Annotated in this window: 20 protein-coding genes and 1 tRNA gene; 10 read left to right on the top strand and 11 right to left on the bottom strand. The window is 69.6% G+C overall.

What is annotated here, in order from left to right:
• Window position 1: 1 nt before the first annotated feature.
• Both ABSF49_RS01170 and sciP read right to left on the bottom strand, forming a co-directional pair.
• Window positions 2-1,255, bottom strand: a complete 1,254-nt coding sequence (locus tag ABSF49_RS01170) for an FAD-dependent oxidoreductase (protein WP_424110798.1) — start codon at window positions 1,253-1,255, stop codon at window positions 2-4.
• Window positions 1,256-1,597: 342 nt separating this feature from the next.
• On the bottom strand, window positions 1,598-1,873 hold the full coding sequence (sciP, locus tag ABSF49_RS01165) for a CtrA inhibitor SciP (protein WP_424110797.1): 276 nt from the start codon (window positions 1,871-1,873) through the stop codon (window positions 1,598-1,600).
• 226 nt (window positions 1,874-2,099) lie between these two features.
• Between sciP and mnmA the strand changes: the two genes are divergently transcribed.
• From mnmA to ABSF49_RS01140, 5 genes are all read left to right on the top strand, one after another.
• Complete coding sequence (gene mnmA / locus ABSF49_RS01160; protein ID WP_424110796.1) at window positions 2,100-3,263, top strand: tRNA 2-thiouridine(34) synthase MnmA; 1,164 nt, start codon at window positions 2,100-2,102, stop codon at window positions 3,261-3,263.
• 263 nt (window positions 3,264-3,526) lie between these two features.
• Window positions 3,527-3,730 carry a DUF1192 domain-containing protein gene (locus ABSF49_RS01155; RefSeq protein WP_424110795.1) on the top strand — a complete coding sequence of 68 codons (204 nt, stop codon included), beginning with the start codon at window positions 3,527-3,529 and terminating at the stop codon, window positions 3,728-3,730.
• 321 nt (window positions 3,731-4,051) lie between these two features.
• Complete coding sequence (gene rcdA / locus ABSF49_RS01150) at window positions 4,052-4,594, top strand: protease adaptor protein RcdA (protein WP_424110794.1); 543 nt, start codon at window positions 4,052-4,054, stop codon at window positions 4,592-4,594.
• A 116-nt stretch (window positions 4,595-4,710) separates the two neighbouring features.
• Window positions 4,711-5,370, top strand: coding sequence for a thiamine phosphate synthase (locus tag ABSF49_RS01145; RefSeq protein ID WP_424110793.1), 660 nt, complete (start codon window positions 4,711-4,713; stop codon window positions 5,368-5,370).
• Window positions 5,367-6,329, top strand: coding sequence for a tetratricopeptide repeat protein (locus tag ABSF49_RS01140; RefSeq protein ID WP_424110792.1), 963 nt, complete (start codon window positions 5,367-5,369; stop codon window positions 6,327-6,329). Before ABSF49_RS01145 ends, ABSF49_RS01140 begins: the two co-directional genes overlap by 4 nt.
• On the opposite strand, the gene ABSF49_RS01135 is transcribed toward ABSF49_RS01140, so the two are convergent.
• Window positions 6,307-6,831: a DUF2244 domain-containing protein gene (locus tag ABSF49_RS01135; protein WP_424110791.1), complete on the bottom strand. Its 525-nt coding sequence runs from the start codon at window positions 6,829-6,831 to the stop codon at window positions 6,307-6,309. The two genes, ABSF49_RS01140 and ABSF49_RS01135, sit on opposite strands and share 23 nt — an antisense overlap.
• A 61-nt stretch (window positions 6,832-6,892) precedes the next feature.
• Here ABSF49_RS01135 and nth point away from each other — a divergent pair, with 61 nt between their 5' ends.
• On the top strand, window positions 6,893-7,588 hold the full coding sequence (nth, locus tag ABSF49_RS01130) for an endonuclease III (protein ID WP_424110790.1): 696 nt from the start codon (window positions 6,893-6,895) through the stop codon (window positions 7,586-7,588).
• Between the two features lie 9 nt (window positions 7,589-7,597).
• Here nth and ABSF49_RS01125 read toward each other — a convergent pair whose 3' ends face one another.
• A complete protein-coding gene (locus ABSF49_RS01125) occupies window positions 7,598-9,103 on the bottom strand; it encodes a C2 family cysteine protease (protein WP_424110789.1) in 1,506 nt (501 codons plus the stop codon).
• Window positions 9,104-9,420: 317 nt separating this feature from the next.
• Here ABSF49_RS01125 and ABSF49_RS01120 point away from each other — a divergent pair, with 317 nt between their 5' ends.
• A complete protein-coding gene (locus tag ABSF49_RS01120) occupies window positions 9,421-11,688 on the top strand; it encodes a type I secretion system permease/ATPase (RefSeq protein ID WP_424110788.1) in 2,268 nt (755 codons plus the stop codon).
• Window positions 11,685-13,178, top strand: coding sequence for an HlyD family type I secretion periplasmic adaptor subunit (locus ABSF49_RS01115; protein ID WP_424110787.1), 1,494 nt, complete (start codon window positions 11,685-11,687; stop codon window positions 13,176-13,178). Before ABSF49_RS01120 ends, ABSF49_RS01115 begins: the two co-directional genes overlap by 4 nt.
• A 40-nt stretch (window positions 13,179-13,218) precedes the next feature.
• Here ABSF49_RS01115 and ABSF49_RS01110 read toward each other — a convergent pair.
• The 3 genes from ABSF49_RS01110 to ABSF49_RS01100 form a co-directional block, all read right to left on the bottom strand.
• Window positions 13,219-13,295 (bottom strand) — tRNA-His (locus ABSF49_RS01110).
• A 103-nt stretch (window positions 13,296-13,398) separates the two neighbouring features.
• Complete coding sequence (locus ABSF49_RS01105; protein WP_424110786.1) at window positions 13,399-13,923, bottom strand: phasin family protein; 525 nt, start codon at window positions 13,921-13,923, stop codon at window positions 13,399-13,401.
• A gap of 56 nt (window positions 13,924-13,979) precedes the next feature.
• On the bottom strand, window positions 13,980-14,345 hold the full coding sequence (locus tag ABSF49_RS01100) for a phasin (protein WP_424110785.1): 366 nt from the start codon (window positions 14,343-14,345) through the stop codon (window positions 13,980-13,982).
• A gap of 229 nt (window positions 14,346-14,574) precedes the next feature.
• Here ABSF49_RS01100 and ABSF49_RS01095 point away from each other — a divergent pair, with 229 nt between their 5' ends.
• Together ABSF49_RS01095 and ABSF49_RS01090 are read left to right on the top strand one after the other, a co-directional pair.
• Window positions 14,575-17,193 carry a PAS domain-containing sensor histidine kinase gene (locus ABSF49_RS01095; protein ID WP_424110784.1) on the top strand — a complete coding sequence of 873 codons (2,619 nt, stop codon included), beginning with the start codon at window positions 14,575-14,577 and terminating at the stop codon, window positions 17,191-17,193.
• 122 nt (window positions 17,194-17,315) lie between these two features.
• On the top strand, window positions 17,316-18,131 hold the full coding sequence (locus ABSF49_RS01090) for a GGDEF domain-containing protein (RefSeq protein WP_424110783.1): 816 nt from the start codon (window positions 17,316-17,318) through the stop codon (window positions 18,129-18,131).
• 10 nt (window positions 18,132-18,141) lie between these two features.
• Here ABSF49_RS01090 and ABSF49_RS01085 read toward each other — a convergent pair whose 3' ends face one another.
• The 4 genes from ABSF49_RS01085 to ABSF49_RS01070 all read right to left on the bottom strand — a co-directional run bounded on the left by ABSF49_RS01085 (window position 18,142) and on the right by ABSF49_RS01070 (window position 20,740).
• On the bottom strand, window positions 18,142-19,122 hold the full coding sequence (locus ABSF49_RS01085; protein ID WP_424110782.1) for a DUF3298 domain-containing protein: 981 nt from the start codon (window positions 19,120-19,122) through the stop codon (window positions 18,142-18,144).
• Window positions 19,119-19,493, bottom strand: coding sequence for a DUF2147 domain-containing protein (locus tag ABSF49_RS01080; protein ID WP_424110781.1), 375 nt, complete (start codon window positions 19,491-19,493; stop codon window positions 19,119-19,121). The genes ABSF49_RS01085 and ABSF49_RS01080 overlap by 4 nt, the downstream gene beginning before the upstream one ends.
• 99 nt (window positions 19,494-19,592) lie before the next feature.
• Window positions 19,593-20,147, bottom strand: a complete 555-nt coding sequence (locus tag ABSF49_RS01075) for a CAP domain-containing protein (protein ID WP_424110780.1) — start codon at window positions 20,145-20,147, stop codon at window positions 19,593-19,595.
• The gene (locus ABSF49_RS01070) at window positions 20,147-20,740 is read right to left on the bottom strand and encodes a hypothetical protein (RefSeq protein WP_424110779.1); all 594 of its coding nucleotides are present in this window, start codon (window positions 20,738-20,740) and stop codon (window positions 20,147-20,149) included. The genes ABSF49_RS01075 and ABSF49_RS01070 overlap by 1 nt, the downstream gene beginning before the upstream one ends.
• Window positions 20,741-20,753: the final 13 nt, after the last annotated feature.

Raw genomic sequence — 20,753 nt, 5'->3', positions numbered from 1 at the left:
CTCAGCGCGAGGCGAGCCAGGCGCGCACGCGCTCGGCGGCCATCGCGCCGGAGCGCGCCGAGCCTTCGAGGCAATCGGGCAGGCCGGTCTGCACATAGGCGCCGGCGAGGAACAGGTTGGACCAGCGCGTGTCGCCGCCCGGCCGCAGCGCGTCCTGCTCCGGCGTCGCGGCGAAGGCGGCGCGCTTGCGCTTGACCACGCGCCAGGCGGGCACGGCGTCGCGCTGGCCGGTCAGCGCCGCGACGTCGCGCCAAGCGGCGGCGGCAAGCTGGTCGCGCGGTCGCTCGATCAGCGCGCCGGCGTCGCGGACGACCGCGGTCATGCTGTCTTCGCCGCTGAGCAGCCAATGGATCGCGCCGTTGGCGACGCCCAGGATCGGCGGCGCGTCACGCGCCGCGGGCGCGGCGAAATGAACATGGACCGCCGCGGCGAAGTCCTGCGGCGCGGCGAGGCCCGGCGCCAACGCCGTCGCTTCCTGCGGCGGCGTCGCCAGGATGACCGCGTCGCCGGGCGCAAGATCGACGCGGTCATGGACGAAGTCGAGCGCCGCGACGCGCCCATCGGCGAAGGCGAGCCCGACCAGCTTGCGCTCGAAACGGGTCGCCGCGCCGCACCGCGCCAGAGTCTTGAGCGCCGGCTCGACCAGGCCGCGCGCCAAGCCGCGCGAGGGCTTGAGCAGCGTCGCGCCGCCCCAGCGCGAGGCGGCGAGCGCCGCGCCGGCGAGCCGCGCCGAGGCGCGCTCGAGGTCGGCGTTGAGCGCGGCGAGCGCGAACGGCCGCCAGACCCGCTCGGCCGCCGTGCCGAAGCGCGGCGCGTAATCGACGAGCCGCGCGGCGGCGGGAGCGCGGGCGAGCCGCGCGCCCGGCCAGAAGTCGCTGAGCGCGACGCCCGGCGGGCGATTGCGCGGGTCGAGCAGCCGCCACGGAAAGCGCCCGCGGCCGAGCCGCAGCCGCCAGCGTTCGCCGGTCGCCAGATCGGCGAAGGCGATTCCGTCGGGCGCGGCCTCGCGCCATTGCGCGCGAGCGCCAACCGCCTCGATCAGCGCCAGCGCGCTCGTCCAGCTCGACAGGACGAAGTCGGCGCCGCTGTCGAACGCCGTCTGCGACGCTTCGTCGAACAGCGGCCGGCGGCGGCCGCCGGCGATCGCGGCGCTCTCGTGGACGACGATTTGGGCTTCGGCGGCCGCGGCGAGGCTGACCGCGGCGCTTAAGCCCGAAACGCCGGCGCCCACGACATGGACGGTTGGGCGGTTCATCGAGCCTTTCCAGACGAATCAGGCGGCGGCGCGGCGCGCGCTCACAGATAGCTGCGCCGGCGCAGGCGCGCAACGCGGCGCGCCCCGCCAGGTCGCAGCTATCCTCAGAGTTCGGTTAGGGCGAATTGAGGTTGATCGGAATCGCCCTTTGCGTCATGGCCGGGCTCGACCCGGCCATCCAAACGGCGACGCTCTGCGAGGAAGGCCGCCGCAGAAGGGCCTGCGTCGATTCTCCGACCGATACTGTTTGGATGGCCGGGTCAAGCCCGGCCATGACGGCGGATCGACGTGAAAGCAGAATGTTCTAGGAGGTGCGCGCCGACTCGTCAGGCGCGTGATCGCTCAGTGGCGATATTGCTGGATGCGGGTCGTGCGCAGGCCGGCGAGGCCGTGCTGGTCGATCGAGGCCTGCCAGGACAGGAACTCGTCGACGGTCAGGGTGTAGCGCGAGCACGCTTCCTCGAGCGAGATCAGGCCGCCACGCACAGCCGCGACCACTTCGGCCTTGCGCCGGATCACCCAGCGCTTGGTCGACGTCGGCGGAAGGTCGGCGATCGTCAGCGGGCTTCCGTCCGGACCGATGACGTATTTCACCCTCGGTCGAAGCGCTTCGCTCATTTCACTCTCACACTCGAACGCAAGTCCTTACGCACTGAAATCTAATGGCCGTCACTTAAGATTTGCCTAAGCCCATCACGAGTAAGTTCTTTACAAAGTGTTTCAACTTGCGGAGTTTTTCAGCCTGTTTCGGGACGGCGGCGGGTCGCGGCGCGTTTTTCTGGGCCGCGCCGGCGCTCGAATGCTATAAGGCGCTTAAGTTCCGCACGGACTTCGAACCCTTAAGATGTTGGCCCCGCCGCTTTCCCGGGACGCGTGGACGCGTCCGCTCAACAGCCTCGGGCTGGCCAAGGCCCCCAGGGACACCCGCGTCGTCGTCGCGATGTCGGGCGGCGTCGATTCGAGCGTCGCGGCGGCGCTGCTGGCGCGCGAGGGCTACGAAGTCGTCGGCGTGACGATGCAGCTCTACGACCATGGCGCGGCGACCCACCGCAAGGGCGCCTGCTGCGCCGGCCAGGACATTCACGACGCGCGCGACGTCGCCGCCCGGCTCGGAATCCCCCATTACGTGCTCGATTACGAGACGCAGTTCCGCCAGAAGGTGATCGAGCCCTTCGCCCGCGCCTATGTCTCGGGCGAAACGCCAGTGCCCTGCGTCGCCTGCAACCAGACGATGAAATTCGTCGACCTGTTCGAGGCGGCCAAGGACCTCGGCGCCGACATCCTGGCGACCGGCCACTATGTCGTGTCGGAAGACGATGGGCACGGCGGCCGCGCGCTCTATCGCGCCGCCGACCCCGAGCGCGACCAGAGCTATTTCCTCTTCGCCACCACCCGCGAGCAGCTCGCGATGCTGCGTTTTCCGCTCGGCGCGATGCCGAAGCCGCAGGTCAGGGCGCTCGCCGGCGAATTCGGCCTGACGGTCGCCGACAAGGCCGACAGCCAGGACATCTGCTTCGTGCCCGCCGGCCATTACAGCGAAATGATCGAGCGGCTGCTGCCGGGCGCGGCGGAAGCCGGCGACATCGTCCATGTCGACGGGCGCGTGCTCGGCCGCCATGCCGGCGTGCTGCACTACACGATCGGCCAGCGCCGCGGCCTCGGCATCGCCGCCGCCGAGCCGCTCTATGTCGTCGCGCTCGACGCTCAGCGCGCCCGCGTCGTCGTCGGCCCGCGCCAGGCGCTCGAGACCCATCGCATCCGCCTGCGCGACGTCAACTGGATCGGCGACGGCGCGCTCGCCGACATCCCCGCCGACGGCCTGGCGATCGCGGCGCGGGTGCGCTCGACCCGCCCGCCGACCTCGGCGCGCCTACTGCCAGGCGGCGCGGTCGAGTTCGACGACCCGGAATCCGGCGTCTCGCCCGGCCAGGCCTGCGTGTTCTACGCGTCCTGCGACCCGCGCGCGCGGGTGCTCGGCGGGGGGTTCATCGCCGGAGCGGCGCAATAGGGAGAAGTCGCGGCGAACGGCGCTGGCGAAACGCCGCGCCCCCGATTGGCGTGTCTCGCCAGAGGGGCGCAGTCCACGAGCGTGTCACCGAAAATCCGTGTCACCGAAAATCGAAAATCCGCTCGCCGCGCCGCGCGCCTTTCCCGGCGCAGGCGAAGCCGAGGTTTGCCCCTTCCGGCGCGCCGATTGGGCGGCGACGGAAACCGCCCTATGATGCGCGCGCTGCGCGCGAGGGGCGCGGTCGGGACGAAGAGGGGCGGGCCATGGCCGGGTTCGAGGACGAGGTTTTCGGCGCCCCGCCCGCCAAGCCGCCGGTCCACGCGATCGGCCAGCCGCTCGACGACCTTTCGGCCCCTGAGCTCGCCGAGCGCATCGTGCTGCTCAAGCTCGAGATCGAGCGGCTCGAGCGCGCCATCGCTCACCGCGAGGCGACGCGCAACGCCGCGGCCGCTTTCTTCAAATCATGAGGCCGGCCGTCTCGCCGCGGGACGCCGCGTCGCCGCCGGGACACTAACGGATTGTTAACGATTATCATTTATGAAGGAAGTCGATCCATTCCTTGGGTCCTGTTCGACGCCTCCCAACCTACCGACCTCCCCAGCCGCTTTCGGGCGGCTGTTTTTTGCGTTCTCCCCTCCGATCGGGTTAAGCTTTCGTTAACCTTAGCGAAAGGTAAACAGCCGGCGGACGGTCTGCGGCGTTAATCTTGCGGCGCGCCGAGTCGTGGCGTGCAAGCGTGCGGAATTGGCACGCCGGCCGCTTGTCAGGAACGCTTGGGAGAGGGAGTCATGGGGCGTAGCGACGGATCGGCGCAGAGCGCGGCGCTCGACGAGGCCGCGGCCAACACGGTTCTGTTCTATCCCAAGCTCGCCGCCTCGGCGGCGTTCAAGACGCTGTTCCGCGAAGGCATGAGCCTGGTCGAGGACACCGCCGCCTATCTCGACGGGCCGGGCCGCGAGGAATCGCGCAGCCTGCCACGCGCTGCGGCGCTCGCCTATGCGACCGAAAGCATGCGCCTGACGACCCGGCTGATGCAGGTCGCCTCGTGGCTGCTGCTGCAGCGCGCCGTCAACGAAGGCGAACTGTCCCCGGCTCAGGCGCAGTCGGAGAAGCATCGCGTCCGGCTCGCCGAACAGAACGTCGCCTGCCCGGACGAGCTGTTCGAGCAACTGCCCGAAGCGTTGCGCGCGTTCAGCGCCAAATCGCTGCGGCTGCAGGCGCGCGTCGCTCATCTCGACCGCGCCCTCGCCGAAGCCGAAGCCGCCCATCCGGCGCCGCGCGGGGCGGTCGCCGAGCAATTCGAGCGCCTGCGGGCCGCTTTCGCCAGCTGAGGCGCCGCGCCCAACCGGGCCGCGCCCGCTTGGGCTGCGCCGGCTCTTGCGTCGCCGCACTTTTGGCCGCATTGCTCGGCACATAACGCCCTCCGCCGAAGTCAAAGCCGCCCTTCATGGCCGTCGCTCCGTCCTGCCGCCTCTATCTTCTCACGCCGCCGCTCGGGCTTGCCGACCTCGCCGCGTTCGCGCCGCGGTTCGCCGCCGCGCTGGCGGCGGGCGACGTGGCCAGCGCGCTGGTGCGCATCGCGCCGGAGGCGCAGGGCGACGCCAAGCGGATCGCCGAGCGCATGGTCGAGGCGGCGGCGCGCGCCGACGCGGCGATCCTGATCGAAGGCGAGCCGCGGCTGGCGGCGCGCGTCGGCGCCGACGGCGCGCATGTTAGTGGCGTCGGCGACCCGCTCTCCGACGCCTTGGCGAGCCTGCATCCCGAGCGCATCGTCGGCGTCGGGGCTTTGCGCGGCCGCGACGACGCGATGACCGCCGGCGAGGCGGACGTCGACTACGTGATGTTCGGCGAACCGCGCCGCGACGGATGGACGCCGCCGCTCGCCGAAACTGTGGAGCGGGTCGCCTGGTGGGCTGAGATCTTCCAGACGCCGTGCGTCGCCTACGCGGCGCGGCTCGACGATGTCGCCGCGCTGGCGGCGGCCGGCGCCGACTTCGTCGCGCTCGGCGACGCCCTATGGTCGGCGCCCTCGGCCGAGCAGGCGATCGCCGCGGCCGAAGACGCCGCGCGCAAGGCGGCGGCGGCGCGCGCGGAGGCGAGCGCATGAGGCTCGCCGCGGCGCTGGGCTTGGCGATCGGGCTCACGCTGGCGGCGCCCGCCGCGGCGCAGACGTTCACGCCGCCGTTCACGCCGCCGGCCGGCCCGCCGACTGCGGAAGGCCCGCCGCCAGACACCGCCTTCGGCGACTATCAGCGCGGCTATTTCCTTACCGCGTTGCGCGAGGCGTTGAAGCGCGTCGCCGACAATCCCAAAGACGCGGCGGCGATGACCCTGATCGGCGAAATCTATCGCGACGGCTACGCCGTCGCGCCCAACGAGGCGGAGGCGGCGCGCTGGTATCGCGTCGCCAGCGGCCTCGGCGACCGCGAGGCCGCTTTCGCGCTCGGCATGCTGCTGCTCAACGGCGCCGACGGCGTCCCCGAGGACCGCGCCGGGGCCAAGGCTCAATTCGAGATCGCGGCGGCGAAGGGCCAGCCGGGCGCGCTCTACAACCTCGGCGTCATGGCGATCGGCGACAAGGCCGCCAACGGCTTCCCGGACTTCAAGGCGGCCGCGGCCGATTTTCGCCGCGCCGCCGAGGCGGGCTACGGCGACGGCGCCTATTCCTACGGGGTGCTGCTGCGCGAGGGCAAAGGCGTGCCGCTCGACATCGGCGAAAGCGCGCGCTGGCTCAAGCGCGCCGCCGACGCCGGCGTCGTCGCCGGCCAGGTCGAGTACGCGATCATGTTGTTCAACGGCGTCGGCGTCGCCAAGGACGAAGCCGGCGCGGCGAAACTGCTGTTGCGGGCCGCAGCGCGCAACAATCCGATCGCCGAAAACCGCCTCGCGCATCTCTACGCCAGCGGCCGCGGCGTGCCGAAGGACCTCGTCGAGGCGGCGACCTGGAACCGCTTCGCCAAGGCGGCCGGCATCGACGATCCCGACCTCGACGCCGCGACCGCCAGCCTGACGCCAGAAGAGAACAAGCGCGTCGACGAGCTGATCAGACGGCAGGCGGCGTTCTGAATTCCTCGGACCGCCGCCGCCCCCGCCGCGCTTCGACCAGCGCGCGGGTCAAATCGCCGGCGAAGGCCGCTTTTTCGTCGGGGCCGAGGAAGGTTGCGATCTCATGCCGGCGGCCGCGGCTGCGCAGCGCCAGCCGTTCAGCCATCGGTCCCGTCTCGCCGCGCTCGAGCGTCACCCAGGCCGGATTGAAGCGCCATTCGCGCCGCGCGCCGCGCGCGCTCACCCGGGCGAATTCGAGCTCGAGATAGGTGAGACGGTAGTCCTCATAGGCGCGGGCGGCGCGGAAGCTCATGCGGAAGGCGAGTCCCAGCAGCGCGACGTCGAGGCCGAGAAAGCCGACGATCGGCCAGGCCCCGGCGAGATAGAACGGCAGGCTGAACAGCGCGCTGGCGACGAATGTCGCTGCGAGCAGCCGGCGCGCCGCCGCCGGAGTGAACGAACGGCGCGGAAAGAGCCGCGCGGCGAAGAGCGCAGCGTCGTCGGCGTCAGGGCTTGGGTCCACAGCAACCTCCCTGGCGAAGCCGCCGCTTGGCGACCCGGTCGAGGCCGACTATAAGGCGCGCATGGCGCGAGGCAATCCGGCCGCATCCCCCGTCCGCCGCCGCCCGGCACGCGCGCCGAAGACCGCCGCGGCGGCGCGCGCCGAAGCGATCTTCGCCCGGCTAGCGGCCGCCAACCCCGAGCCGAAGAGCGAACTCGAATACGTCGATGCGTTCACGCTGCTGGTCGCCGTCGTGCTGTCGGCGCAGGCGACCGACGCCGGCGTCAACAAGGCGACGCGTGCGCTGTTCGCCGTCGCCGACACGCCGGCCAAGATGGCGGCGCTCGGCGAAGTGGGGCTCGCCGAGCGGATCAAGACGATCGGCCTCTATCGCACCAAGGCCAAGAACGTCGTCGCGCTGTCGCAGGCGCTGATCCGCGATCACGGCGGCGAGGTTCCGGCTGACCGCGACGCGCTCGAGGCGTTGCCGGGCGTCGGCCGCAAGACCGCCAATGTGGTGCTCAACGTTGCTTTCGGCGCGCCGACGCTCGCGGTCGACACCCATGTCTTCCGCGTCGCCAACCGCATTCCCCTCGCCAAAGGCGAGACGCCGCGCGAGGTCGAGGACGGGCTGATGAAGATCATACCGGCTCGGTTCATGCGCCACGCCCACCACTGGCTGATCCTGCACGGCCGCTACGTCTGCAAGGCGCGCGCGCCCGCATGCGCGCGCTGCGCGATCGCCGACCTCTGCCGCTACGAGGATAAGACGGTCTGAAGCGACGGCTCAGGCGACTTTCGTTCCGGTGGTGGAGTAAATCGACACGTTGTCGGAGGCGAGCTGCGCGATCGTGTCGGTGAAGCTCATCTGCAGCGACCCGGAATAGGCGGTGTTCCAGGGATTCTGGATCGAGACGGTGCCGTTGGTGAGGTTGATCCCGGTGACGATGTACATGTGGTCGCCGACCAGATTGCCGATGTCGACGTTGGGAGTCGACAGGATGATCTCGTCGCCTTCGGTGAAATCGGTGGAAAGCGTCGACATCAGCGAAGTGAGCGACGACGTCGATTCCGTCGGATTGAGATTGTAGGTGTTGAACGTCTGGTCGGTGATTTCGCTCAGCGTGATCGCCGTGCCGCCGTTGATGTCCTCGTAGGCGTTTCCCGCCGTGTGGCCGCCGTAACTCGCCGCGGCGGTCTGCTCGTTGAGCTCGACGAAGGCCTTCTCCACCAGCGCTACCCAATCGTCGACCGTCCCGTTGGAGAATTCCAGCGTCGAGCCGTTCGACCAAACGTAACCGCCGCCCATGACCGGCAATTGCGAATTGACGGTCACGTAATCCGGCTGACCGTTGATGTAGAAGCAGACCGAATAGGTCCCGTTGCCGTTGTTGGTGATCATGTTCTCGATCAGGGTCGGGTCCTGCAACGCCGTCTCGCCGAGCGCCGCGACGAAGTAGCAGTCGCCGAGATAACCCTGGTTGACGTCGAGGTAACTCGGCGTCCCGGTGTTGCCGAACAGCGGCAGGGTCGAAGTCTGGTAGGTCGGATTGAGATTCGACTCGCCGATGCCGGACAGGCTGAGACTCGGCAGGTCGGTTCCGAGGAACCATTTGCCGATCAGCTCGTCGACTTGGGTCTGGGTCGACTTGGCGCTGAGATTGCCGAGCTTCGTCGTCGTCGACGAACCGCCGTTCCAATAGGCGTTGGCCGGATTGCCGAGGATCACGTCGTCGGCGATCTGCTGGACGTAGGCCGAGGTCGAGAGGCCGCCCGACTGGTTGAGCATCGAGGCGAGCGTCTGCAGGGCGCTGAACTTGGTCGCGGTCATGCCGCCGACCGCCGCGTCCTGCAGGATGGTCAGCATCTGGTTATAGTTCAGCGAATTGCTGCTCGTCACCTGCTGAGTGATCGTAGAGGAGACGCCGAGTTCCCCGAGCAGCGAGCTGACGCTCGACGAGCCGGACGGCGCCGTCGTCTTCTCCGTGGTCGAATAGGCGGAGGACCAGGACTTGCCGTCATAGGCCTTGACGCTGATCGTTTCGCTGCCGCCGCTGGGCCCGGCGACATATTGAAGTTGTGCGAATTGCGCGGCGGTCAAATTGTGCCACGCGCCATCTGAGAGCTTGACGCCGTTGAGAATGAAATAGCCGCCGTCAGCGCCGCTGTCGTAGACCGAGTACTTGGTGATCGATCGAGACGCGCTGTCCGTTACAGAAGTGACGAAGGACGACGCGGAGATCGTCTGACCTTCCGTAAGCGTCTGAGGATCGAGGGTCAATGTAATCGTCATCGCAGCACCGCTTCCAGCGTTCGAGAGCGCCCGCGACCACCCGTTCCGTTCCATCTCCCGGCGGCGCAAGCGCGCAACCCCCGGTGAACGCAAATCAGGTTCAGTCGAAACGTACGTTAGGGCGCCTTTATTGAAAAGAGATTTGCGTGGTCTGTTAAAAATTTCCGAATTAATTGAACGTCGTGAGTCGCTTGCCCAAGCGTCAGAAAGGACTTGGCAATATCTTATGGGCAACTTGACCCTTAGGTCCCGCGCCGCGCTTGCCCCCCGGCCGCGCGACGCTCGATGTTCGGTCCTCCTTCGATTCTGGCCCCGCCATGCGCGCCGCACTCAGGCTGAACGAACCGCCCGCGCAGCCGACGCCGGAAGCGGCGACCGGCGGTCCGAAGGCCGCCGACCCTGCGGCTGCGGGGCCGGCGGCGCCGACCGGCGCGCCGTCCTCGCTCGCTCCGCCACAGGATTCCGGGCTCACCGCCTTGGCGATGGTCGCCGGCTTCTACCGCATCGCCGCCGACCCGGCTCAATTGCGCCACGAGCTCGCGCTGGGCGCCCACGCCGCCGGGCCGGAAGATCTCGTCCGCGCCGCCAAGCGGCTCAATCTCAAGGCGCGGTTGCTGACTGGAAATCGCGCCAAGCGCCTCGACGCGGCGCCCTATCCGGCTTTGGTCGCGCTCGCCGCCGGCGGCTTCGCCATTCTCGCCGCGGCGCCGGTCAAGGGTTCGGTCAGGCTGATCGACCCGCTGTTGCGAACCGCGCGCGACCTGCCAGTCGCCGAAGCGGCCGCGCTGACCGGCGGCGCCATGGTGCTCGTCACCCGCCGCTTCGCCGGCGCCGGCGCCGATCCGGCCGCGTTCGGACTGCGCTGGTTCCTGCCTTCGATCGCGCGCTATCGCAAGCCGCTCGCCGAGGTCCTGGTCGCGTCGTTGTTCGTCCAGGCGTTCGCGCTGGCGACGCCGCTGTTCTTCCAGCTCATCGTCGACAAGGCGCTGGTGCACAAGAGCTATGCGACGCTGACGGTCATCGTCGTCGGCATGCTGGTCGTCGGCCTGTTCGACACGCTGCTGCAGTTCCTGCGCTCCTATACGCTCAGCCACACCACCAACCGCATCGACGTCGAGCTCGGCCGGCGGCTGTTCCACCACCTCTTCCGCCTGCCGCTCGCCTATTTCGAGACGCGCGCGGCCGGCCAGACGGTGGCGCGGGTGCGCGAACTGGAAACGATCCGCAGCTTCCTCACCGGGCAGGGCCTGACTTCGCTGCTCGACCTCGTCTTCACCGTCGTGTTCTTCGCCGTGATGTTCCTCTATTCGGCCAAGCTGACGCTGATCGTGCTCGCTTCGATTCCGGTTTACATCATCGTCGCCGTGCTGATCCGGCCGCCGCTGCGCGAGCGGATCAACGAGAAGTTCGACGCCGGCGCGCGCTCGCAGCAGTTCCTGGTCGAGTCGATCGTCGGCGCGCAGACGCTCAAGGCGGCCAGCGTCGAACCGATGATGCAGGCGCAATGGGAGGAACGGCTCGCGACTTACGTAAGCGCCTCGTTCGACGCCGGCGTGCTCGGCTCGCTCGGCCAGAACCTGATCCAATACGTCAGCAAGGCGACGACGGCGCTGATCCTGCTGTTTGGCGCAGAGGCGGTGATCGAGGGCGGGATGACGATCGGCGAGCTGATCGCTTTCAACATGATCGCCGCCCAGGTGGTGCAGCCGATCCTGCGCCTGTCGCAACTGTGGCAGGACTTCCAGCAGGTGCAGGTGTCGGTCGCCCGGCTCGGCGACATCCTCAACGCGGCGCCCGAGCCGGTCCCGCGCAATCTGCTCACCCTGCCGCCGCCGGCCGGCGCAATCGAGCTGCGCGGCGTCTCGCTGCGCTACCGGCTCGACTCGCCCGACGCGTTGCGCAACGTTTCGCTGGCGATCGCGCCGGGCGAGGTGATCGGGGTCGTCGGCGCTTCGGGTTCGGGCAAGTCGACGCTGACGAAAGCCATACAGCGCCTCTACAGCCCGCACGCCGGCCAGATTCTGCTCGACGGCGTCGACATCGCCCAACTCGACCCGGCCTGGCTGCGCCGCCAGATCGGCGTCGTGCTGCAAGAGAACGTGCTGTTCAACCGCTCGATCCACGAGAACATCGCGCTCGCCGATCCCGCCGCGCCGCGCGCGCTGGTGATGCAAGCGGCGCGGCTCGCCGGCGCCGAGGAGTTCATCGCCCAACTGCCGCAAGGCTACGACACGATCATCGAGGAGCGCGGCGCCAACCTGTCGGGCGGCCAGCGCCAACGCGTCGCCATCGCCCGCGCGCTGGTCACCAATCCGCGCATCCTCATCCTCGACGAAGCGACCTCGGCGCTCGACTACGAGAGCGAGCGCGTCATTCAGCGCAACATGCGCGCGATCGTGCGCGGCCGCACGGTGATCATCATCGCCCACCGCCTCGCCGCGGTGCGCGAGTGTGACCGCATCGTCGGCATGCGGGGCGGCGAGATCGTCGAGGTCGGCACGCACGAGCAACTGCTCGACCGTCCTGACGGTCTTTATGCGCGGCTTTGGCAACTGCAATCCGAGCCGGAGCGGCGACTGCGATGAGCGACGCGCGCTCCGCCGGCCGCCGCGCCGCCTCGTCCGTCTCCGGTCGTAGCCGGCAGTTCCTGCCCGCGGCGCTGGAGATCCTCGAGACGCCGCCTTCGCCGCTGCCGGTCGTGACCATGCTGACGATTTGCGCCGTCTTCGCGGCGGCCTTCGCCTGGTCATTCTTCGGCCGGCTCGACGTCAACGCCGTCGCGCCCGGCAAGCTCGAGCCGACGGGGCGGGTCAAAGTCATCCAGGCGCTCGATCCCGGCAAGGTCGCCGCCATCCGGGTCGACAACGGCCAGTTGGTCAAGGCCGGCGACCTGCTGCTCGAGTTCGACCCCGCCGAATCCGCCGCCGACGAACGCGAGGCGCGCGAGGCGCTGCAGGCCGGCTTGAGCGAAATCGCCCGCCGCCGGCTGGCGATCGACGCCGCGCGCGCCGCGCAACGCGCGAGCGCCGAGAACAGCGCGCCCTTGCCGGCGCTCGAAGCGCTCGCCGCCAATCCGCAGGGCAAGATCGATTGGGGCGAGCCGCCGCCGGACGGCATGCAGGCGCGCGAAGAAGCCGTGCTGTCAGCCGATCTCAGCCAGCTCGCCGACGCGCTGCGCGCGCTCGACAAGCAGATCGCCCAGAAACAGGCGACATTGCAGCGACTGCGCATGAGCATCGCCTATCAGACGGCGCTGATCGAGACGCTGAACGATCGCGTCGCCACTCGCCAGCAAGCGATCGACCTCAAGGTCGGCACCAAAATCAACCTTTACGACGCCAAGGAGGAGCTGCAGCGCTCGCAGTCCTCGCTCGCCTCCGACCAAGGCCAGTTGATCGAGACCGACGCCGCGATCGGCGAGCTGCAGAGCGAAAAGACCAAGGCTCTGTCGCAGTTCATCGCCGAAAACGAGAACAAGGCGGAAGAGGCGTCGCGCAAGGCCGACGAGGCGCGCCAAGCGCTCGCCAAGGCGACCGCACGCCTCGCCAACACCAAGCTCTACGCGCCGATCGACGGCATCGTGCAGCAACTGTCGGTGACGACCTTCGGCCAAGTCGTCGGCGCCGGCCAGCAGTTGGCGACGGTGACGCCGACCGACGGCGCGCTGCAGGTCGAGGCGCTGGTCGCCAACATGGATATCGGCTTCGTCCGCGTCGGCCAGGAAGTCGCCGTCAAACTCGACGCCTTCCCTTTCACCCGCTTCGGCGCGCTGCACGGCAAGGTCGTCGCCATCGCCGCGGCGGCGGTCGACGAACAGCAGGCGAAGCGTTCGCTCGCCAACGCCACCACGCCCGGCAACGCCCCCGAATCGGCCGCGCCCGGCCAGGCGCAGAGCTTCGTCTTTCCCGTAACCGTGGCGATCGACGAAACGGCGATGCGCGTCGATGGCGCGACGATCCCTCTGACGCCGGGCATGACGGCGACCGTCGACATCAAGACCGAGAGCCGGCGAGTGATCGATTACCTGCTGTCGCCGCTCGCCAAGACGGTCTCTGAGGCGATGACCGAGCGTTAGCGACAAGCGCTGCGCTTCAACTCAGCCGTGCGGAAGAGGATGGTACCGCCACCCCGGCTCGAACGGGGGACCTCTAGATCCACAATCTAGCGCTCTAACCAACTGAGCTATGGCGGCGACGGGCGGGAAACTAGTGTCAAAGCCCGGCGCTTGCAAGCCGCCTAAAGGCGGCCCGCCGGCGGCGCGGGCGGGGCGCCCGGACCGCGCCGAAAGGGGGCCGTCAGAGGGCGAGCTTGAAGCTCTTTTCGACCTGCGCCTTGATCGGCTCGAGCGCTTCGAGGGCGGTCTTCTGCGCCAATTCGCCGATCGCCTTGGCCTGGCCGGCGACGGCGTCGAGGCGAGCGCTGGCGAATTCGCCTTGCAGCGCGACATAGTCGGCGAAGCCGCCGACGCCGAACGCCAATTTGAGGAAATCGAAATTGGCTTCGACGTTGGCCGTCAGCAATTCGAGCGCCTTGACGTTGATCGCGACGACGCCGGCGCGAGCGGCGGCGTAACTCGTCTCCAGCGCGTCGGCGGCCGCTTCGGCGGCGACCTTGGTCTTCACATAAGCGGAGCGAGTCTCGGCGAGACCCTTTTCGGCCGCCGCGCGCAGCTGACCGTGCAACTCAGCCAGCGTCGCGTCCGGCGCGGCGAAGATTTGCGGCGAAGGGCTCGGGGCCGGCGCGGCGACGCTTTCAGCGACGGAAGCGGCGGGCTCGACCGGCCCGGCGGGGAGGGCGGTTTTCCTTGGAGCGGTCGCCATGTTCGGATTCCCCCTATTGGCGGCGAATGAGTGGGTTTTCGACGACGCGTCGTCGATCACTTGGCGCCGGGCGTCGCGCTCTTCTGGATCAGGGCGCCGATCTCCTTGGCCTGGGCCTGGAGGCTGACGAGCTGGCTCTTGAGGAACTCGCTTTGCAGCGCGAAAGCCTCCTGCGGATCCTTGGCCTGAACCAGCTTGTGGGCGAGATCGAGGGCGGCGTTGACGTTTTGCTCAGTGAAGCTCAGCGCCTGCGCGCCAACCGACTTCGCGTTCTTCTGCGCCGCCTCGGCGGCGTCGTCGGCCGCGCCGATCGTCTTCTGGGCGACGGTGACGAAGCCCTCGAACGCCTTGCGCGCCTGGTCGACGCTGCGTTCGGCGAAATCGCGAAGCTCGTTGGGAATCTCAAACGGGGGGTTGGTCATGGTCGGTCTCGCCTGCGGCGTCCTCTCGTCGGCGGTTTTGGTTGGCGGGCATATAGACTAATCATTGCTGCAGTGCAACATAATTTTGCGCCGCAACACGCGTTAACCGTTTTGCCGGGCGGCGGGGGATGGCGCGCACGAAAGGCGAGCGCAACCGTTAAGTTTTTGGTAAGCATGCCTTTGCCGTGCGCTTTTCGCCGCGCCGACGCCCGCAACCGCATCACCGCCGATGGATTCCGAAAGAGCCGTAGCCAGCGCCGAGGAGACCGCCGCCCTGCTGGCGGGGTCGCCGTTCGCCGAGCGGCTCGCCCGCGGAGCGGCGACGATCGTGGCCGTCGGCCGGCCCCCGCGGGTCCTGTTCGCCAATCCGGCGGCGCTGACCCTGTTCGCCGCGCCCGACCTCGCCGCGCTGGAGGCGCATCTCTTCTCGCCTTCGAGCCCCGGCGCGCGGCGCTTGACCGGCCTCGCCGAGGCTGCGGCGGCCGGTCCGCCGCGGGTCGAATCGCTGCGCTTCTGGCTCGGCCGGCGGCCGCTGCCGCTGGCGCTGCTGTGCGGAAGGATCGGCGACCGGCTGGTCCTCGCCACGCCGCCGACGCCCGACGAAATCCGCGCCGCCGCGCCGCCGCCCGAGCCGCAGCGCGCGCCGCCGCCGCGGCGCTTCCTCTGGCGTCTCGACGGCGAAGAGCGTTTCGGCGCCGTCGACCCAGCGCTGGCGGACGCCTTCGGCGACCACGCGCCGCAGACCGGCGAAACGCTGGCGACGTTCCGCGCCCGCGCCGGCTTCGATCGCGACGGCAAGCTCGCCGACGCGCTGGCGGCGCGCCGCACTTTCGCCGCGCTGCCGATGAGCTGGGGCGAAAAGGACGGCGCTCGCTTGGCGTTGATGTCCGGCGCGCCGGAATTCGATCGCGACCGCCGCTTCGCCGGCTGGCGTGGGTTCGGACTGTTCGCCGATCAGGCGGCGCCGGACGCGCCAAGCGCGCCGCCCGCCGAGGCTGTGGCCGAGTCCCCGCTGGCTGAAGCCGCGGCCGAGGCGCCGCCGAACCCGCCGCAGGAGGCCGTTGCGCCCGCGCCGCCGGTCCGACCGACGCCGCCGGCCGAACGCAGCGCCGAAATCGTCGTGTTGCGTCCGGCAGCGCCGCTCGCCGCCGCCAACGTCGTGCCGATCCGCCCTGGCGCGACGCCGCCGCTCCCCCCCGCCGCCGAAGCGCGCCGCGGCGACGACGACAATGTCGAACTCTCCAGCCACGAACGCGACGCGTTCCGCGAAATCGCCCGCGCGCTCGGCGCGCGCCTGCCGAGCCACGGCGACGACGGCGCGCCGCGCGACCTCCTCGACCTCGCCCCGCCGCCCGCCGTCGAGCCAGCCGCGGTCGCCTCAGGCGTTGCCGGCGCCAATGCGGAAGCGCTGCTCGACCTGCTGCCGATCGGCGCGATGGTGTTGCGCGCCGGCGAGCCGCTCTACCTCAACCGCACGCTGCTTGAGCTTGCCGGCTACCACGATCTGTCCGAGTTTCGCGCCGCCGACGGCCTCAAACGCATGTTCCGCGGCCGCGACGCGCAGACCCTGGCCGAATCGGGCGAGGGCGGCGCCATTCCGCTGGTCGCATTGGGGGGCGAGTTGATCGCCGTCGACGCGCTGGCCGAAGCGATCGCTTGGGACGGCGCGCCGGCGACTCTGCTGTCGCTGCGCCGATCGCGCGAGGTCGAATACCAGGAGCGGCTGCGCAATTTCGAACGCGAGGCGCGCGATCTCAAGGCGCTGCTCGATTCGGCCGCCGACGGGGTCGTCACGCTCGACGAGTCGGGGCGCGTCCTCGCCATGAGCCGCGGCGCCGAGGCCTTGTTCGGCTACGACGCCAGGGAAGTGGCGGGCGAAAGCTTCCTCATTCTGTTTGCGCCGCAGAGCCAGAGCGAAGCGGCGGCGTGCTTCGAACGGGCGCGGCGCGAGGAGCCGCCGGCGCGCGGCGGCGAGGAACTCTCCGGCCGCGACCGGCGCGGCCAAACGCTTGCCCTCGCTTTGACTCTGGCGCGCTTCGTCTCCGCCGGCGCGCTGGCGCGCTACTGCGCAGCCTTGCGCGACCTCGGAATGTCGAAGGCGACCGAACGCGCGCTGGAGACGGCGCGCGACGCCGCCGAACAGGCCAACGCGCGCAAGACCGAGTTCCTTGCCCGCGTCAGTCACGAGGTGCGCACGCCGCTGCACGCGATTCTCGGCTTCGCCGAAGTGATGATGGAGGAGCGGTTCGGGTCGATCGGCAACGACCGCTACAAGGACTACGTCCGCGACATCCACGCTTCGGCGCGGCACGTCATGAGCCTCGCCAACGACCTGCTCGATCTCGCCAAGATCGAGGCGGGCAAGCTCGAGCTCGAGTTCGCGCCGGTCGACGCCAACCGGGTCGTGCGCGAATGCGTCTCGCTGATGCAGCCGCAAGCGGCGCAGGAGCGCATCATCATGCGCCTGTCGCTGTTGGAGCGCCTGCCGCCGGTGATGGCCGACGAGCGGGCGCTGCGCCAGATCCTGCTCAACCTGCTCTCCAACGCGGTGAAGTTCAACGAACCGGGCGGACAGGTGATCGTCTCGACCGCGCTCGACGAGGCCGGCGCCGCCGTCATCCGCGTGCGCGACACCGGCGTCGGCATGAACGAGAATGAGATCGCCGCGGCGCTCGAACCGTTCCGCCAGGTCGGCGACGCGGCTCAGCGGGCTGGCGGCGCCGGCCTCGGCTTGCCGCTGACCAAGGCGCTCGCCGAGGCCAACCACGCCGACTTCTCGATCAAGAGCCGCAAGCAGCAGGGGACGCTGGTCGAGGTCGCTTTCCCTGGCGCCAAAGCGGCGCAGTAAAGCGCCGCCCGGCCGGACACAAAGCGGCGCGATTTGCGACAAATCGATTAAACCGCCGTTAGCGGATAAACGCTATCGATGGACGCGCGCCGGCCGCAGGAGAGCCAGGCGGAGTCGCGTCCATGAAAGCCTTCGGCGCCGTCGCGCGTCCAACGATCCGCAATGAGCGCGAGCTGCTGCGCTACGTGGCGTTGGTCACGGCGTTCGCACTCGCCTTCGCCCTCGCCGTCGACGTCGTCAACCAGCTCGCTTTCTTCGTCGATTGGGAGCGATGCCTGCGGTCATGGTCGGTCACGACGGCAGTCTGTCTGGCCATCGCGACGCCGATCGCCTATTCGATCGGGCACACCCATCTCGAACTGTTTCGCGCCAAGGAACTCGCCGACGCGTTGGGCCGCATCGACTCCCTGACCGGCCTTTCCAACCGCCGGGCGCTGATCGAGGACGCGGAGTCTTCGCTCGCCGAAGTGCTGGCGCTGGCGATCTTCGACCTCGATCGCTTCAAGTCGGTCAACGACGCCTATGGCCATCTCGTCGGCGACATGGCGCTGCGCACGGTCGGCCGGATGATGCAGGAGGAGCTCGGCGCCCTCGGCCTCGTCGCGCGGATCGGCGGCGAGGAATTCGCGCTGCTGACGTCGCGCGCCTCGCTCGAGAACATGGTCGAGCGCCTGCTCGCGTTCCGCGATCGCCTGCGAGCGACGCCGATCCTGATCGACGACATCACCTTGCGGGTGACGGTCTCGGCGGGAATCGCATTGCGCGAGAACGGCGACGGCTTCGACCGCCTTTACGGGCTCGCCGACCGCGCGCTTTACGAGGCCAAAGCGGCCGGCCGCAACCAATTCCGCTTTCCGCCGTCGCTCGAACCGCTGGTCAGTCGGCACGCGACGCGTTTCGAGCCGGGCTCGCGCATCGCGACGCTGCGCAGCGCCTGAGCGTCGACGCTCACGGCAACGGAAAATCGGCGCGCGCCGACGGCCGCAGCGTCGCGTAGGGCACGCTGCAGGAGAATGCGCCCTCGACATAGGCGCCGACCGCGTAGGGATCGTACGAGACCGTCGCAGCGTCGGCGCCGAAGCTCCACGCCTTGAGGTCGGCAGTCGCCTCGGCGACGCTTTCGGCGAGCGTCTTCGGCGCGCCGGAATCGTCGTCGGCCGACCCCTCTCGCGCCGACTTCTGGTCGCGCACCTGCTTCAGGCACAGCGCGAAGATCTTGTCCGCCGCCGGCTTGTCGAGCATGTCGGCGAACGTCGCCTCGCGGCCGCGCGCGCCATCGATGTTGACGTTGACGCTGTAGGAATTGGGGTGGGCGCCGCCCATGAACGAATCGCCGTCGGCGTGGGCCGAGATCAGCCGCGGCGAAGCGTAGGCCATGCGCATCGACCACATATAGGACCATTGGTCGGCGAGCGGATCGTCCTTGCCTGGATTCTCGAGGTCGTTGGTCAGTCGGTCGACCGCGGCGTTGAACGCGCGCTCGGCCGGCGTTGCGGCGTCGACGAACTTCAGCAGTTGCACGTCGACGTCGGTGCGGCCCTTGCCGCCTTTCTGCATGCGGAAGACTGGCGCGAGTCGGCCCGGCGCGCCGGGCCCCGCCTCGGGCGCGCCGGCGAGGAAGGCGACGCGCGCGCGGGTCTCGCGGGCGAGGCAGGCGCCGAGCGCCGGGCCCTTCTCGTCGGCGCAATTCGAGTCGCGTAAGCCCAGCCACGCGACTTGAGCGGCGACAAGCTGCGTCCTGCCCTTCGGATCGAGAGAGGCGCGCAACGCATCGAACGCCTTGCCGAGATCGGAATCGGCGGCGAGCGCGATCGGATCGGCGCAAATCGCCTTCTCGCTCGGCGTCGCCGCGCGCTGACAGTCGAGCGCCATCGCCGGCGACGCGGCCAGCGCCGCGAGCCCCAAGCCGACGCGGACAGCGCGCGTCATCGCGCGCGCGTCCAGTCGTACGACTTGCAAATGAGGCCGCCGAAGACGCAGCCGGCGGTCGTCAGATGTTCGCCCGCCAGCGTCATCTTGCCGGAGTAGGCGCGGCCGTCGTCGGGATTGAACGCCGAGCCGGCCCAGGTTCCCTCGCCGTTCGGCTTCATGTCGAAGAACACTTGCTGACCGACCTTGGCCGGGCTGTCGGCGTCGCGCAGCCAGGTGACCGAACCGCAGACCGCGCCGCCGCCGCAGGGCGCGAAGCGCACTTTGGACTTGCCGTCGTCACGCTTCCATTCGCCGACCACGTCGGCGGCGAAGGCGGCGGACGAAAAGGCGACGGCGGCCGCAGCCGCCAGCGTCAAGCGGCGAATCATCATGTCCTCCCTTTGGCGTTCCCGTTTGGTCGCTCTTTTCTTCGCGACGCGCCGGTCATGAAAGCCGTAAGCGACGCGCGCGGTCAAGGCTGCGACGGCTCAAAAGCCGCCTGTGCGCAGCGCATCCGACGGACGCTGCTGGTCGGCGGCGAGCTCCAGCGCCCAATAGACGCCGTAATGGGTGTTCGGGCTCTTGGCGATGGCGACGCCCATGCGGGTGAAGCCGGGCATGCGCAGGTTGGCGTCGTGCTCGGCCGAGCCGCGCCAGCCGGTCATCGCCTCGTCGAGCGAAAAATAGCCTGCGCCGAGATTCTCGCCTGCCTCGGTCGTGACGATTCCGGCGGCTGCGAGTCGCGTCGGGAACGGGCCGCCGACGCCGTGCGACAGCGCATCGCCGGCGACCATCGCGTCGGCCTGGCGCTGCGCCATCGCGGTCAGCGCCGGATCGAGCCGCAGCGGCTTGAGGCTGCGGCTCGAGCGATAGGCGTTGATCGCCGATTCCGCGGCGCCGGGATCGAGCCGGACATTGTCGAGGCGCCGCGCCAGCCGCGAATCGATCGGCGCCAGCGGCACCTCGCCGCAGGCGGCGAGCAGCAAAGCGCCGGCGAGCGCGACGAGCGCGAACCGACCGCGCGCAAACAGGCGAATCGTCATCAGGAAAGATCCTCGGCCCAACGCGGGCGATAACCGGCTTCGAGCGCGGCGACAATAGCCGGCGGCGTCAGCACGCGAGCCGCTTCGCTCGCCGGGCGCGCCTCGGGCGCGCCATAGCCGAAGAAGCTCCATGGCAGCAACGCCGCGCCGCGCACCCCGTAGGGTCGGCCGTCGCGCTCGATCATCGTCCCGTCGGGCAACCCGGCGAGCGGGCGCTCGACGATGCGGCCGGGAAGCTCGGCAAGCCGCTCACGGTGGAGGACTTCGTCGATCGCGGGCGCGCTTCGCGTCCCGGCGACGAACGCGTCGCGGAACGCCTCCGCGTCGGCGCGGCGGCAGACGAAGCACGGTCGGTGGCCGGCGGCGAGCGCCGTCGGCTCGTCGAGAAAGAACAGCTCGGTGTAGCTCGCGCCCCACACGCGGCGACGGCGGCCCCGGAATGCGCACAGGCACGAGATCCATTGGCGCGAAGCCCAGCGGCGGCGGCCGAGGGTCTGGTCGGGGCGATGAAAGCGGCCGCCGCGATTGCCCATCAGCGCGCCGCGTGCGGCGACGGCGACGAGCGCGCCGTAGGGATCGACGCGGTTCTGCAAGGGCCGCGAAGCC

Origin of the sequence: Roseiarcus sp. (genome assembly GCF_049514155.1) — a bacterium.
Taxonomy (GTDB): domain Bacteria; phylum Pseudomonadota; class Alphaproteobacteria; order Rhizobiales; family Beijerinckiaceae; genus Roseiarcus.
The sequence above is the reverse complement of the archived record's forward strand: the minus strand, read 5'-3'. Positions and strand labels throughout refer to the sequence as shown.